The sequence below is a fragment of the Streptomyces herbicida genome, assembly GCF_032656585.1.
Classification (GTDB): domain Bacteria; phylum Actinomycetota; class Actinomycetes; order Streptomycetales; family Streptomycetaceae; genus Streptomyces; species Streptomyces herbicida.
The window spans coordinates 290,549-304,229 of sequence record NZ_JAUYWJ010000007.1 but is presented as its reverse complement, the minus strand read 5'-3'; the positions used below and the strand labels follow the sequence as shown (position 1 = coordinate 304,229).

Below are 13,681 nucleotides of genomic sequence, written 5' to 3'. Positions count from 1 at the left end.
CTCCACGGGCACGACAGGGGACGTACGGGGCGATGCGCGACCGGTGCCGTCACCGGTGTCAGAACACCACCGTCCAGCCTTCCCGCGCGGCCTGGTCGCCGGTGTAGGACACCCCGTCCACCTTCAGTCCGGCGGCGTCCAGCAGGGTGATCTGGCCGCCGTGGTTGCCGAGTTGGACGCCGTTGGAGAGGGCGACCGGCAGCACGCCGCCCGGAGCGAGCCGGCCGGCGGGTACCGCCGCCTGCCGGCCCACGCGGTCGACGAGGTGCCAGCCGGTCAGATCGACCGGGTCGGGCGAGGCGTTGAGCAGCGTGACGGTCTCGGCCTCGGGCGCCGGGCCGACCGGGTTGACCAGGGCCGCCACGATGCGGACGGGCTGGCCGCCGGGCACGGGACGCGAGGTGTCGACCTCCTCGATGGGCTGACCGGTGACGTCGTCCGTGTGCCAGGCCTGGCTCTGGAAAGCGAGGAAGATGGCGACCCAGCGGTTCTGCGCCGGGAAGCGGATCAGCATCCCGCCGTCCTGCCACACGCCGTCGTCCTTCTTGAAGCGGCCGCTGTTGCCCTGGTTCATATGGATGTCGTGGACGCCGTTGCCCGGCAGGAAGCCGAACACCTTGTCCTTAATCTTCGGTTCGGGGCCGAAGCGTTCACCGAAGAGGTGCATTCGGGCGTCGCGGTCCTCGATCGCGCGGTTCACATAGTGGTCGAGGAGGTCGGCGAGGTCGTTGTCGGGACCGGACGCGTCGGCCGGGAGCGTGCGCATCTTTCCCGGGTCGAAGAGGTTCCCGCGCACGAAGTCGAGGTTGGGTCCGCCGGGGCCCGACGGCAGCGCGTTCCAGCCGCTCGGCAGGCCGGCCAGACGGGCCGTCACGGGATGCTGGAAGTCCTCGTCGATGAGGTAGAGCAGTTCGGAGGGCCTCTGCTGCGACAGGACGTTGACGGCGGCGCGGTAGTGCGTCCCCGTGTCGTCGGTGAGATGGATCTGGTAGTGCGGAGTGTCGGCGGCGCCCTCGCGCCGGGTGTCGACGGCCCGCGTGATCAGTACGCCATAGGCTTTCAACGGCATGACGACCAACTCCCCCTGGGGCAGACGGAATGCCCGCCCGTACGAGGAATGGTAGGAGAACGCGGCTGCTGCGCCGCCCGATCGTGCGGGATCCCGCCGCACTGACCAGCGTACGCCCGCTTACGAGGCCCTCGCTAGTGCAACTGCCCGAGGCGACTCGGGCCCCATCTCGGGCAACCGCTTCCCTAAGATCGTTGCGTGGTCACCTTCCAGCTCGAACGCACGGCACCGCTGCCGATCGACGAGGCGTGGCGCCGGCTCACGGAGTGGCCCCGGCACGCCGACGTCGTCCCGCTGACCCGGATCACCGTGGTCACCGACCCGCCGACCCGGGAGGGCACGCGCTTCGTGGCCCGTACCGGCATCGGTCCGCTCTCCGTGACCGACCCGATGGAGGTCACCGACTGGCGCCCGCCGAGCGACGGCGAGTCCGGTCTGTGCCGCCTCGTCAAACACGGGCGGCTGGTCCTCGGCTGGGCCGAGTTGGAGGTACGCCCGGGACCGGGCGGCCGTACCCGCGTCCTGTGGCGGGAGGAACTACGCCTGCGCGGCCTCCCGAAGCTGTTCGACCCGCTGCTGGACCGGACGGCCCGGGCGATGTTCGGCCGGGCGCTGAACAGCCTGCTCAGGAGGGCGTGAACGGCGGGCCGTCGCCGAGCCGCGGAACGGGCCCGCCGGAAGGCACACTTCGGCGCCGGTGATGTCTCGGCGGGCAGCCGCGACGGCCGACGAAGGCCGCACGCCCACGCGTCAGCGGCCGGGCAGTGCCCAAGAGCTCACCCGACCGGGGTGCGCAAGCGGCCGTGCTCGCCGGTCCCGGCCACGGCCCCTTCGCGCCGCACGACCCGCGAGCACCTCACGCCGGCGCCGGGACCCGGCTCGAGAACCGCGGCACGACCACGTGAACGGCCGGGCTCGCCGGCAGCGTTCACGCCAATTCCCTGCCGCCCGGCCTGGGGACCCGGCTGTCCGCACGCCTCCCGGCTTGCAGTACCCAGGGGAGCGTCGTCGCCGCTGCGGCGCGCGGGTCCCGGACTCGTGACGATGCCGCTTGTCCCGCCCTTCGTGACGGACAGGGCGTCGGTCGCCGGTGGCCACCTCCGGCCCACTGTGTCCCGCGGGGGCGCCGACACATCAGCCATCGCTCCGGCCGTCCGGAGCGGGTCTCCGTGACGGCCCCTCAGGCCACCGAACCGATCCGGGCCGCCGGTATCGATGTCGTGTCGTGGTGGATCGGTGTGTGCGCGCCCGTGAGGGACACGCCGCTGCCGCCGCGTCGGCCCGCGACGATCTCGGAGGCGATCGACAGGGCCGTCTCCTCGGGGGTCCGGGCTCCCAGGTCGAGCCCGATGGGGGACCTGAGTCGCGCCAGCTCCAGTTCGGTGACGCCGACTTCACGCAGGCGCTCGTTGCGGTCCAGATGGGTCCGGCGGGAGCCCATCGCGCCGACGTAGGCCACGGGCAGCCGCAGGGCGAGCCTCAGCAGCGGAACGTCGAACTTGGCGTCGTGGGTGAGCACGCACAGGACGGTACGGCCGTCGACGTCCGTGCGCTCCAGGTACTTGTGCGGCCACTCGACGACGATCTCGTCGGCCTCGGGAAAACGGGTCCGGGTGGCGAACACCGGCCGGGCGTCGCACACCGTCACGTGGTAGCCAAGGAACTTGCCGATGCGGACCAGTGCGGAGGCGAAGTCGATCGCGCCGAAGACGATCATCCGGGGCGGCGGCACCGACGATTCGACCAGCACGGTGAGCGGGGCGCCGCAGCGTGAGCCCTGCTCACCGATCTCCAGGGTGCCGGTGCGGCCCGCGTCCAGGAAGGCGCCGGCCTCGGCGGCGACGGTGCGGTCCAGTTCGGGGTGGGCGCCGAAGCCGCCGTCGTACGAGCCGTCGGGGCGGACGAGCAGGGCCCGGCCCCGCAGCTCCGCCGGGCCCGACACGATCCGCGCGACCGCCGCGGCCTCCCCTTGTGCGGCGGCGGCCAGCGCGGCCGCCACCACCGGTCGGGCGGGATCGGCCGCCCGTACCGGGGTGACGAGGATGTCGATGATGCCGCCGCAGGTCAGGCCGACGGCAAAGGCGTCCTCGTCGCTGTACCCGAAGCGCTCCAGGACGGTCTCGCCGTCCTCGAGCGCCTGTCGGCACAGTTCGTACACGGCACCCTCCACACAGCCGCCGGAGACCGAGCCGATCGCCGTGCCGGCGGCGTCCACCGCGAGGGCGGCACCCGGCTGGCGCGGGGCGCTGCCGCCGACCGCCACCACGGTGGCCACGGCGAAGTCGCGTCCCTGCTCGACCCACCGGTTGAGCTCCTCGGCGATGTCCAGCATCTCTCGGTCTCCTTAACGACGGTTGTGTGGAGGGACTTTCGGAGAGTGGCTAGTGCACGCCGAGCCAGCCCTCAATGGGATTGAGGGCGAAATAGACCAGGAAGATCCCTGTCAGGCCCCACATGAACGCCCCGATCTCCCGGGCCTTGCCCTGCGCGGCCTTGATGGCGACGTAGGAGATGACGCCTGCGGCCACGCCCGCGGTGATGGAGTACGTGAACGGCATCAGAACGACCGTCAGGAAGACCGGGATCGCGGTGGCCCGGTCGGCCCAGTCCACGTGCCGTGCGTTCATCAGCATCATCGCGCCGATGACGACCAGCGCGGCGGAGGCGACTTCCTGCGGGACGATCGCCGTCAGCGGGGTGAAGAAGAGACAGGCCGCGAAGAACAGACCGGTGACGACCGAGGCGAGACCCGTGCGGGCGCCCTCGCCTACGCCGGTGGCCGACTCGATGAACACGGTCTGGCCGGAGCCGCCCGCGACACCGCCGATCGCACCGCCCGCGCCGTCGATGAACAGCGCCTTGGACAGGCCCGGCATGCGGCCCTTGTCGTCGGCCAGTCCGGCCTCGGTGCCGACGCCGATGATGGTGGCCATCGCGTCGAAGAACCCGGCGAGCACGAGCGTGAAGACGATCATTCCCACGGTCATCGCGCCGACCTTGCCCCAGCCGCCGAACTCGACGTGCCCGAAGAGCGAGAAGTCGGGCATCGAGACCGCGCCGCCGTGCAGTTCGGGGGCACCGCTCGCCCACTGCTTGGGGTCGATGACACCGGCCGCGTTGAGGATCGCGGCGACGATCGTGCCGCCGACGATGCCGATGAGGATGGCGCCGGGGATGCCCCGGGCCTGGAGCATGAAGATCAGGAGCAGGGTGCCCGCGAAGAGGAGGACGGGCCAGCCGGCCAGCTCACCGGCGGGGCCGAGGGTGACCGGCGTCGCCTTGCCCTGGTGCACGAAGCCGGACTTGTAGAAGCCGATGAGGGCGATGAACAGGCCGATGCCCATGGTGATGCCGTGCTTGAGCGCGAGCGGAATCGCGTTCATGATCATCTCGCGTAGCCCGGTGACGACGAGCAGCATGATGACCACGCCGTACATCACGCACATGCCCATGGCCTGCGGCCAGGTCATCTGCGGGGCGACCTGCGAGGAAAGGACACCGGAGACGGAGAGGCCGGCGGCGAGGGCGAGCGGCACCTTGCCGGCGAATCCCATCAGCAGCGTGGTGAAGGCCGCCGCGAACGCGGTCGCGGTGATGAGGGCCTTCTGGCCGAGCGTGTCCCCCGCCGCGTCCTTGCCGGACAGGATCAGGGGGTTGAGCAGGAGGATGTACGCCATCGCCATGAAGGTGGTGACGCCGCCGCGCACCTCACGTGCGACGGAGGATCCTCTCGCGGATATGTGGAAGTACCGGTCGAGCCACGACCTGCCGGCCGGGTTGCGGGTTCCCGCACCCGCGTCCTCGGCGGTGGTCGTCGGCTCCAGAGACTGCTGGGTCATGTGGGCCTACTCCCAAGGTTCAAAGGGGCACCCGCAGCAACCGCCTCGGCGGCTACGGGATTTGGGATGGTGCTTCGGCCGCACGACCCGGGGGACGGCCCGAGACGAACGATCTGAATACTCCGGGCGGCGCGGAGTGTGTGACGTTCCGTGCGCCGCCCGGAGGGTCTGTCATGCCGTTCCGGTGAGGTGCTCCGGCCGGACCGGCGTCCTGTTCAGCTCCAGGCCCGTCGCGTTGCGGATGGCCGCGAGGACGGCAGGAGTCGAGGACAGGGTCGGCGCCTCTCCGATGCCACGGAGCCCGTACGGGGCGTGGTCGTCGGCGAGTTCGAGCACATCGACGGGGATGGTCGGCGTGTCGAGAATCGTGGGGATGAGGTAGTCCGTGAAGGAGGGGTTCCTGACCTTCGCCGTCTTCGGATCGACGATGATCTCCTCCATCACCGCCACGCCCAGGCCCTGCGTGGTGCCGCCCTGGATCTGGCCGACGACGGAGAGCGGGTTGAGCGCCTTGCCGACGTCCTGGGCACAGGCCAGCTCGATCACCTTGACCAGGCCCAGCTCGGTGTCGACCTCGACGACGGCCCGGTGCGCGGCGAAGCTGTACTGGACGTGGCCGTTGCCCTGGCCGGTGCGCAGGTCGAAGGGCTCGGTCGCGCGGTGCCGCCACTCGGCCTCGATCTCGACCGCGTCGTCGCCGAGGACGTCCACCAGGTCGGCGAGCACCTCACCGCCGTCGGTGACGACCTTGCCGCCCTCGAGCAGCAGCTCCGCCGTCGCCCAAGCGGGGTGGTACGTACCGAACTTGCGGCGCCCGATCTCCAGCACCCGGTCGCGCACCAGCTCGCAGGAGTTCTTCACGGCGCCGCCGGTGACGTACGTCTGCCGGGAGGCCGAGGTCGAACCCGCCGAGCCCACCTGGGTGTCGGCCGGGTGGATGGTCACCTGGGCGACGCCCAGCTCGGTGCGGGCGATCTGCGCATGGACCGTGACACCGCCCTGGCCGACCTCCGCCATGGCCGTGTGCACGGTGGCCACGGGCTCGCCCGCGATGACCTCCATGCGGACCTTGGCGGTGGAGTAGTCGTCGAAGCCCTCGGAGAAGCCGACGTTCTTGATGCCGACCGCGTAGCCGATGCCGCGGACGACGCCTTCGCCGTGCGTGGTGTTGGACAGACCGCCGGGCAGCTGCCGTACGTCGGCGCCCTCGCTGCTCTCCCACTGGCGCTCCGGCGGCAGCGGCATCGCCTTGACGCGGCGCAGGAGCTCGGCGACCGGGGCCGGGGAGTCGACGGGCTGCCCCGTCGGCATGATGGTTCCCTGCTCCATGGCGTTCAGCTGCCGCAGCTCGACCGGGTCCATGCCGAGCTTCTTCGCCAGCTTGTCCATCTGCGCCTCGTAGGCGAAGCACGCCTGGACCGCGCCGAAGCCGCGCATGGCGCCGCAGGGCGGGTTGTTGGTGTAGAGGGCGATGGCCTCGATCTCGACGTCGTCGACGATGTAGGGCCCGATGCCGAGGGACGCGGCGTTGCCGACGACGGCCGGGGAGGCGGAGGCGTACGCGCCGCCGTCCAGGACGATGCGGCACTTCACATGCGTCAGCTTGCCGTCCTTCGTGGCCCCGTGTTCGTAGTGGAGCTTGGCCGGGTGGCGGTGGACGTGCCCGAAGAAGGACTCGAACCGGTTGTAGACGATCTTGACGGGCTTGCCGGTGCGCAGCGCCAGCAGGCAGGCGTGGATCTGCATCGACAGGTCCTCGCGGCCGCCGAACGCGCCGCCGACGCCGGCCAGCGTCATGCGCACCTTGTCCTCGGGCAGGCCGAGCACGGGCGCGATCTGCCGCAGGTCGCTGTGCAGCCACTGGGTGGCGATGTAGAGGTGGACCCCGCCGTCCTCCTCCGGCACCGCGAGGCCGGACTCGGGGCCGAGGAAGGCCTGGTCCTGCATGCCGAAGGTGTACTCGCCCTCGACGATCACGTCCGCCCGCCCGCGGGCCGCCGCCACGTCACCGCGCGTGATCGGCTGGCGGTGGACGATGTTGGGGTGCGGGACGTGGCCGATGTGGTGGTCGGTGCGGTTCTCGTGGACGAGGATCGCGTCCGGGGCCGTCGCGGAGGCCTCGTCGGTGATGACCGGCAGTTCGCGGTACTCCACCTTGATCTTGGCGGCGGCGCGGCGGGCGGTCTCCGGGTGGTCGGCGGCGACGATCGCGACCGGCTCGCCGTGGTGGCGTACCTTGCCGTGGGCCAGGACGGGGGTGTCCTGGATCTCCAGGCCGTAGTTCTTCACGTCGGTCGGCAGGTCGTCGTACGTCATGACGGCGTAGACGCCGGGGGTCGCGAGGGCCTCGCCCGTGTCGATCGAGACGATCTCGGCGTGGGCGACCGTGGAGCGCAGGATCTGGCCCCAGAGCATGTCCTCGTGCCACATGTCCGACGAGTACGCGAACTCGCCGGTGACCTTGAGGGTGCCATCGGGGCGGAGCGTGGACTCGCCGATGCCGCCCTTGGTCTGCGAGCCCTGGGTGATCTTGGTGGGAGCGCCGTTGGTCATGGTCAGACTCCCTCGGTCTGCCGGGCGGCGGCCAGGCGGACCGCGTCCATGATCTTCTCGTAGCCCGTGCAGCGGCACAGGTTGCCCGACAGGGCCTCACGAATGTCCGCGTCGGTCGGGTTCGGGTTGCGCTCCAGCATCTCGTCGGCGGCGACGAGCAGACCCGGGGTGCAGAAGCCGCACTGGACGGCGCCCGCGTCGATGAACGCCTGCTGGATGGCGGAGAGTTCGGCGCCCTCGCCGGTCTGTGAGTCGGCGGCGGGCTTGGCCTCCCAGCCCTTGGCCTCGTCGAGCGACGTACCGCAGGCACCCGTCCCGCAGGAGCGCTGCGTGGCGTAGTCCGCCAGCCCCTCGACGGTGACGACCTCACGGCCCTCCACCTGGCCGGCCGCGACGAGGCAGGAACACACCGGCACGCCGTCCAGGCGGACCGTGCAGGAGCCGCACTCGCCCTGCTCGCAGGCGTTCTTGGAGCCGGGGAGCCCGAGGCGCTCGCGCAGGACGTAGAGCAGGGACTCGCCCTCCCAGACGTCGTCGGCTTCCTGCGGGCGTCCGTTGACAGTGAAGTTGACGCGCATTACGCAGCTCCCTCCGTGATGCGGCGGGCGCCGCGGTACGACTCCCAGGTCCAGGTGAGCGTCCGGCGGGCCATGACGCCGACCGCGTGGCGGCGATAGCTCGCGGTGCCCCGGACGTCGTCGATCGGGTTGCAGGCGGCGGAGCACAGGTCCGCGAACTGCTTGGCCACCGACGGGGTGATGATCTTTCCGTTGTCCCAGAAGCCGCCCTCTTCGAGTGCCGCGTTCAGGAAGTCCTCGGCGGTCTTCGCCCGGACCGGGGTGGGTGCTGCCGAACCGATGCCGGTGCGGACCGTGCGGGTCTCGGGGTGCAGCGCGAGACCGAAGGCGCACACGGCGATGACCATGGCGTTGCGGGTGCCGACCTTCGAGTACTGCTGCGGCCCGTCCGCCTTCTTGATGTGGACGGCGCGGATGAGCTCGTCGGGGGCGAGCGCGTTGCGCTTCACGCCGGTGTAGAAGTCGTCGATCGGGATCAGGCGCGTGCCGCGCACCGACTCGGCCTCGACCTCGGCGCCCGCCGCCAGCAGGGCCGGGTGGGCGTCGCCGGCCGGGGAGGCGGTGCCGAGGTTGCCGCCGACGCCGCCGCGGTTGCGGATCTGCGGGGAGGCGACCGTGTGCGAGGCGAGCGCCAGGCCCGGCAGTTCGGCGCGCAGGTCCTCCATGATCCGGGTGTACGGGACGGAGGCGCCCAGCCGCACGCTCTCCTCGCCCACCTCCCACTCGTAGAGGTCGCCGATGCGATTGAGGTCGAGGAGGTACTCGGGCCGCCTGTGGTCGAAATTGATCTCGACCATCACATCGGTGCCACCCGCAATCGGCACAGCGGTGGGGTGCTCGGCCTTCGCGGCGAGCGCCTCCTCCCAGCTGGCGGGGCGAAGGAAGTCCATGACCGGCTCTCTTCTTCGTCTTGGGGTCGTACGGAATGAGCCAGATCGTGTGCGGCGGGCCCGGCTCGTTCATGTGCTGTTCACGCTGAGTGGGGTCAGTACACAGCGCTGTGGTCCGAGGGGGTCAGTCACGGAAACCATGAAGGAGTTGGCTGGCCAGCACGGGCATCTTGTAGATTCGTATGAACGGAGGCCATCAGAAACCTCTTTGTTTTCCTCTGGAAACACCATCGGGTCCCCGCCCCACTGGACCCTTCAAGATTCATCGTAGTTTTCGAGACAAAGAACGGCGGCGACGAGAATGCGGCTGCGCGCACTGCTGGACACCGATGCGCTGGGTCTGCGGCTGCTCGGCGGCGAGGACGAGCTCGACCGCGCCGTGCGCGGTGTGATGACCACCGACCTGCGCGACCCCAGCCGCTATCTCTCGGGCGGGGAACTGGTGCTGACGGGGCTGGCCTGGCGCCGGGACGCGGAGGACTCCGAGCCGTTCGTACGGATACTGGTACAGGCGGGCGTGGCCGCCCTGGCCGCCGGTGAGGCCGAGCTCGGAGACGTGCCGGACGACCTGGTGCTGGCCTGTGCCCGGCACCGGCTGCCCCTGTTCGCGGTGCATGAGTCGGTTGCGTTCGCAACGATTACCGAGCATGTGGTTCGGCAGGTCTCGGGCGAGCGGGCCGGCGATCTGGCGGCCGTGGTCGACCGGCACCGCCGGATGATGACCTCGGGCCCGGCGGGCGGCGGCCCGGACGTGGTCCTGGACCTCCTCGGCTCCGACCTGGACCTGCGGGCCTGGGTGCTCTCCCCCACCGGGCGGCTGATCGCGGGCTCCAAGGTCGCGGGCCCGGCCCTGCCCCCGGAGACCTGCGCCAGGCTCGCCGCCGAGCATCTGTCCGCCGTGCGCACCGGCCGTCGCGGACCGCACCGGGTGCTGCTGGGCTCCGCGCCCGCGTCCACGTATTCACTCTTCCCGATCCGCAGCAGCGGCCGCTCCCCGCAGGCGGCCCGGGACGTGCGCGAGACGGTGCTGTCGGACTGGCTGCTCGCCGTGGAGGCGGACGCCGGGGACTGGCCCGAGGAGCGCCTGGACCTGCTCCAGGGCGTCACCCAGCTGATCTCGGTCGAGCGGGACCGGCGGGACGCGTCGCGCACGGTGCGGCGGCGGCTCGCGCAGGAGGTCCTCGAGCTGGTGCAGACGGGCGCTGCACCCGCCGAGATCGCCGCGCGTCTGCGGGTGGCCGCACCGGTGCTGCTGCCCGGTCTCGGGACCGCCCCGCACTGGCAGGTGGTCGTGGCCCGGGTCGAGTGGGACAGCGGCGAGGTCGAGGGCGGCCCGGTCGCCCAGTCGCTGCTGGAGGAGATCCTGGTCGACCCCCTCGCCACCGGCCCCGAGCCCTCCGACCGGATCGCCGTCGCCCACACGGGTGCGGAGGCGGTCGCGCTGGTCCCGCTGCCGGCCGTCTCGTCCGAGCACGACGGCTCGGAGGCCGGGATCCTCGCGGACGAGCTCCTGGAGTCCGTACGGGACCCGCTGTCGGCGGGCCTGGGCGACGACGGGCGGGTCACGCTGGGCGTCAGCGCGGCCGTGCACTCGGCGGAGGGGCTGCGGGGCGCGCTGGAGGAGGCGCGGCACGCGCGGCGGGTGGCCGCGGCGCGTCCCGGACGGGTGTGCGCGGCGGGCCACCAGGAGCTGGCCTCGCACGTGCTGCTGCTGCCGTTCGTGCCGGACGACGTCCGCCGGGCCTTCACCGCCCGCCTCCTGGACCCGCTGCGCGACTACGACCGCCGCCACCGCGCCGAGCTGATCCCGACGCTGGAGGCGTTCCTGGACTGCGACGGCTCCTGGACCCGCTGCGCCACCCGTCTCCACCTGCACGTCAACACGCTGCGCTATCGCGTGGGGCGAATCGAGCAGTTGACGGGACGGGACCTGTCCCGGCTGGAGGACAAGCTCGATTTCTTCCTGGCGCTGCGGATGAGCTGAGGCCGCCCGGGCGCGCGACGGCGGCGCGCCAACTGGTGGCGTGATCCCACGACTTTGTGAAATTATTCACCCACCCTCTTGGCCAGGCCAGGCGATTGATGCTGGAATGCCGCCACCACTCAACAGCTCGATGGCGCGCTCGGGGAGGGCAACGTGGCGCATACCGCCATGTCTGGTAACGGAACGACCGCCGGTGACGATCCTCTCCAGACCGCGGTATGGCGGCTGCGCTCGCGGGCCTGCTGGGCCGACGCGGCCGCGCTGCTCCCGCCGGACGGCGCGGCGGCCACGCTGCAACGGGCCGGGCTGCTGGTCGAGCGGTGTCTCTACACCGAGCGGGGCTGGGAGGAGGCCGAGGACGCGCTGCGTTCGGCCGAGGCGCAGGCCCGCAGCGACGAGGAGCGGGGCGCGGCCGCTTGTGAACGCGGGCAACTTGCGTACGCGGCCACGCTGCTCGGGGTGCGGGACCGGGCCGACGAGGCGCGGGCGGCCCTGGGGCGGGCGGCGGCACTGCTCCCTCCGGGGGCGCCGGGCCGGGCCCTGCTGGACTTCCGGCGCGGTCTGCTCGCCGAGAACCTGGCCCGTTCCCCGCAGGCGGCGCTGGCCGCGTACCGCCGCGCCCACGCGGCCGCCGCCGCGCACTCCGACCCACTGCTGCTGTCCTTCACCTGGCGCCATCTCGCCGGGCTTGCGCTGCGCAACGGCGAGTTGGCGGAGGCGCGGCACGGATTTGCCGAATCCCTGCGCATCCGGGAGGAGTTGGGCTATCTGGTGGGCACGGCACCGGCCCTCGCCTCACTGGCCGACGCGGAGTCGGAGCCGGAGGCGTCCCGGCTGCGGGAGGAGGCCCGCCGGCTGTTCCGCCTGCTCGGCGGCGTACCGACCTGGCTGGCCCGCCAGTTGGCCCCGCCGGCTCCGGGGGCGGCCACGGTCTGAGGACGGGCCCAGAGGAAACTGAGAGGTTCCTGTGCCAGGCTGACGCGCCCCGACCCCGTTCAGGAGTGCCCCCCGATGAGCCTCGTCAACGGCCTGCCCGCACATGTCCTGCTCGTCCATTTCGTCATCGTGCTCGTTCCGCTGACCGCGCTGGCGCTGGTGGTCTGCGCCTGGTGGCCGAAGGCCGCCCGGCGGCTGGGCCCGCTGCTGCCCCTGCTCGCCCTCGTCTCGCTCGTGAGCGTGCCGCTGACCACTCAGGCCGGCGAGTGGCTGGAGGAGCACGTCGACGGCAACGCCCTGGTCCGGCGGCACGCCGAACTCGGCGACGGGCTGCTGCCCTGGGCCGCGGGCCTGTTCGTCCTGGCGGCGGCCGTCTGGTGGGCGGGGCGCCGCCAGGCCGAGCCGGACGCGGATCGGGCCGGCTCGGCCGGCTCCGCGCGCCGTTACGCCCTGCCCGTGCGGATGGCGTTCGCCGTGCTGTCACTGGCCGTGGCCACGGGTGCGGTCCTGGACGTGTACCGCATCGGCGACTCCGGCGCGAAGGCCGCCTGGCACGACGGCTTCTCAAAGACCGCGAGCGACACGGGGTCCGAGGACGACGGCTCCTGACCCACCGCGGGCCCGCCCCGGTCACCTCCCACACGGGCAGCAGCGCGGGCCCCGGACACCACTCAGGCCACGCCGGACACCGGTCAGGCCACTTCGGCGACCAACACCGCGCACCGGTACGCCCTGGCCCGCACCACCGGCTCCGACACCTTCGGACCCCGGTCGTTCGTGGTGTTCGTGAGGCTGTCGTGCCGGGCGGCCTTTGCGCATCGCCCGGTCCAGCCCGGCCCCGGCACGCCCGCGTCAGGCCCGTAGATGTCGCGGCACCGCGGGCACTCGCCGCTGCGTCTCCTGCGTCGGTGGCAGGTCCTGCTTGTCCTGCGCCACCAGCGCCGGCGCCTCCCGTTCACACGGAGTGAGCCGTTCCAGAGGAGCGCGGCGGCGGCGCGGCGCGCTCAGGCCGCGCCCGCGAAGTGTTCGCCCACCAGGGCGCGTACGACGTCCAGGTCCCGCGCGATCAGGGCCTCCAGCAGTGCCGTGTGCTCCGCCGCGTCGGCGATGAGGTCGGCGTGACCCGGGCGTGCCGGGCCGCCGACCAGGGGCCACTGGGAGCGGCGGTGCAGGTCCTCGGCGATCCGGACGAGCTGTTCGTTGCCGGAGAGGGCAAGGAGCGCGCTGTGGAAGGCGCGGTCGGACTCCGCGTAGGTGGCACGGCAGCCGGAGGACGCGGCGCGCGCGGTGTCCTCGGCGAGGGGCCGCAGCTCGGCCCAGCGCGCGGCGGGCACCGTACGGGCGAGCCGCAGCATCACCGGCACCTCGATCAGCGCGCGGATCTCGGCCAGCTCGGCCAGCTCCCGGGCGCCCCGCTCGACCACCCGGAACCCGCGGTTCGGCACGACCTCGACCGCACCCTCGAGCGCGAGCTGCTGCATGGCCTCCCGCACGGGCGTCGCGGAGACCCCGAACCGGTCGCCCAGCGCGGGCGCCGAGTACACCTCGCCGGGCTTCAGCTCCCCCGTCACGAGCGCGGAGCGCAGCGCGTCGAGGATCTGGCCGCGCACGGACGAGCGCTGCACGACCGCCCGCGGCTGCGGAATCGGCCGCTCGCTGTGCGTGTGCTCGCCGCGGGCCTGGGGTGTCGAGGTGTCGCGCTCGCGTGCCACGTCCGCGGCGCGCGGCTGCGCGGGCACCCGGGCGGCATCCGCCGGTCGATCAGGAATCCCCGTTCCGGCGGAGCCGTGTGCGCTCTGCTTCACGGGGGTCCTCCTCCGGGTTGTCGGCAC

The 13,681-nt window shown here is 72.1% G+C and carries 11 protein-coding genes; 4 read left to right on the top strand and 7 right to left on the bottom strand.

All coding sequences use genetic code 11. The features are described 5' to 3' along the window. Positions 1–58: 58 nt before the first annotated feature. On the bottom strand, positions 59–1,069 hold the full coding sequence (locus tag Q8A52_RS17500; protein WP_316753101.1) for a DUF2278 family protein: 1,011 nt from the start codon (positions 1,067–1,069) through the stop codon (positions 59–61). 198 nt (positions 1,070–1,267) lie between these two features. Here Q8A52_RS17500 and Q8A52_RS17495 point away from each other — a divergent pair, with 198 nt between their 5' ends. Continuing rightward, positions 1,268–1,708 carry an SRPBCC family protein gene (locus Q8A52_RS17495; protein WP_316753099.1) on the top strand — a complete coding sequence of 147 codons (441 nt, stop codon included), beginning with the start codon at positions 1,268–1,270 and terminating at the stop codon, positions 1,706–1,708. A gap of 541 nt (positions 1,709–2,249) precedes the next feature. Here the strand turns inward: Q8A52_RS17495 and Q8A52_RS17490 are convergent. From Q8A52_RS17490 to Q8A52_RS17470, 5 genes are all read right to left on the bottom strand, one after another. After that, positions 2,250–3,401: an XdhC/CoxI family protein gene (locus Q8A52_RS17490; RefSeq protein ID WP_316753097.1), complete on the bottom strand. Its 1,152-nt coding sequence runs from the start codon at positions 3,399–3,401 to the stop codon at positions 2,250–2,252. A 49-nt stretch (positions 3,402–3,450) separates the two neighbouring features. After that, a complete protein-coding gene (locus Q8A52_RS17485; RefSeq protein WP_316753095.1) occupies positions 3,451–4,908 on the bottom strand; it encodes an NCS2 family permease in 1,458 nt (485 codons plus the stop codon). Between the two features lie 171 nt (positions 4,909–5,079). Further along, positions 5,080–7,461 carry a xanthine dehydrogenase family protein molybdopterin-binding subunit gene (locus tag Q8A52_RS17480; protein ID WP_316753092.1) on the bottom strand — a complete coding sequence of 794 codons (2,382 nt, stop codon included), beginning with the start codon at positions 7,459–7,461 and terminating at the stop codon, positions 5,080–5,082. Between the two features lie 2 nt (positions 7,462–7,463). Beyond that, positions 7,464–8,039, bottom strand: a complete 576-nt coding sequence (locus Q8A52_RS17475; protein ID WP_316753090.1) for a (2Fe-2S)-binding protein — start codon at positions 8,037–8,039, stop codon at positions 7,464–7,466. Further along, a complete protein-coding gene (locus tag Q8A52_RS17470; RefSeq protein WP_316753089.1) occupies positions 8,039–8,929 on the bottom strand; it encodes an FAD binding domain-containing protein in 891 nt (296 codons plus the stop codon). The genes Q8A52_RS17475 and Q8A52_RS17470 overlap by 1 nt, the downstream gene beginning before the upstream one ends. 301 nt (positions 8,930–9,230) lie before the next feature. Between Q8A52_RS17470 and Q8A52_RS17465 the strand changes: the two genes are divergently transcribed. The 3 genes from Q8A52_RS17465 (at position 9,231) to Q8A52_RS17455 (ending at position 12,458) form a co-directional block, all read left to right on the top strand. After that, positions 9,231–10,913 carry a PucR family transcriptional regulator gene (locus Q8A52_RS17465; RefSeq protein ID WP_316753087.1) on the top strand — a complete coding sequence of 561 codons (1,683 nt, stop codon included), beginning with the start codon at positions 9,231–9,233 and terminating at the stop codon, positions 10,911–10,913. A 153-nt stretch (positions 10,914–11,066) separates the two neighbouring features. Continuing rightward, on the top strand, positions 11,067–11,849 hold the full coding sequence (locus tag Q8A52_RS17460; protein WP_316753085.1) for a hypothetical protein: 783 nt from the start codon (positions 11,067–11,069) through the stop codon (positions 11,847–11,849). A 75-nt stretch (positions 11,850–11,924) separates the two neighbouring features. Beyond that, positions 11,925–12,458, top strand: a complete 534-nt coding sequence (locus tag Q8A52_RS17455) for a DUF2231 domain-containing protein (protein WP_316753083.1) — start codon at positions 11,925–11,927, stop codon at positions 12,456–12,458. Positions 12,459–12,853: 395 nt separating this feature from the next. Here Q8A52_RS17455 and Q8A52_RS17450 read toward each other — a convergent pair whose 3' ends face one another. After that, positions 12,854–13,654, bottom strand: a complete 801-nt coding sequence (locus Q8A52_RS17450; RefSeq protein WP_316753081.1) for a GntR family transcriptional regulator — start codon at positions 13,652–13,654, stop codon at positions 12,854–12,856. Positions 13,655–13,681: the final 27 nt, after the last annotated feature.

Coding starts and splice junctions, on each gene's coding strand:
- Q8A52_RS17485 (WP_316753095.1), bottom strand. CDS start 4,908: ATGACCCAGCAGTCTCTGGAGCCGACGACCACCGCCGAGGACGCGGGT.
- Q8A52_RS17500 (WP_316753101.1), bottom strand. CDS start 1,069: ATGCCGTTGAAAGCCTATGGCGTACTGATCACGCGGGCCGTCGACACC.
- Q8A52_RS17480 (WP_316753092.1), bottom strand. CDS start 7,461: ATGACCAACGGCGCTCCCACCAAGATCACCCAGGGCTCGCAGACCAAG.
- Q8A52_RS17470 (WP_316753089.1), bottom strand. CDS start 8,929: ATGGACTTCCTTCGCCCCGCCAGCTGGGAGGAGGCGCTCGCCGCGAAG.
- Q8A52_RS17490 (WP_316753097.1), bottom strand. CDS start 3,401: ATGCTGGACATCGCCGAGGAGCTCAACCGGTGGGTCGAGCAGGGACGC.
- Q8A52_RS17475 (WP_316753090.1), bottom strand. CDS start 8,039: ATGCGCGTCAACTTCACTGTCAACGGACGCCCGCAGGAAGCCGACGAC.
- Q8A52_RS17455 (WP_316753083.1), top strand. CDS start 11,925: ATGAGCCTCGTCAACGGCCTGCCCGCACATGTCCTGCTCGTCCATTTC.
- Q8A52_RS17465 (WP_316753087.1), top strand. CDS start 9,231: ATGCGGCTGCGCGCACTGCTGGACACCGATGCGCTGGGTCTGCGGCTG.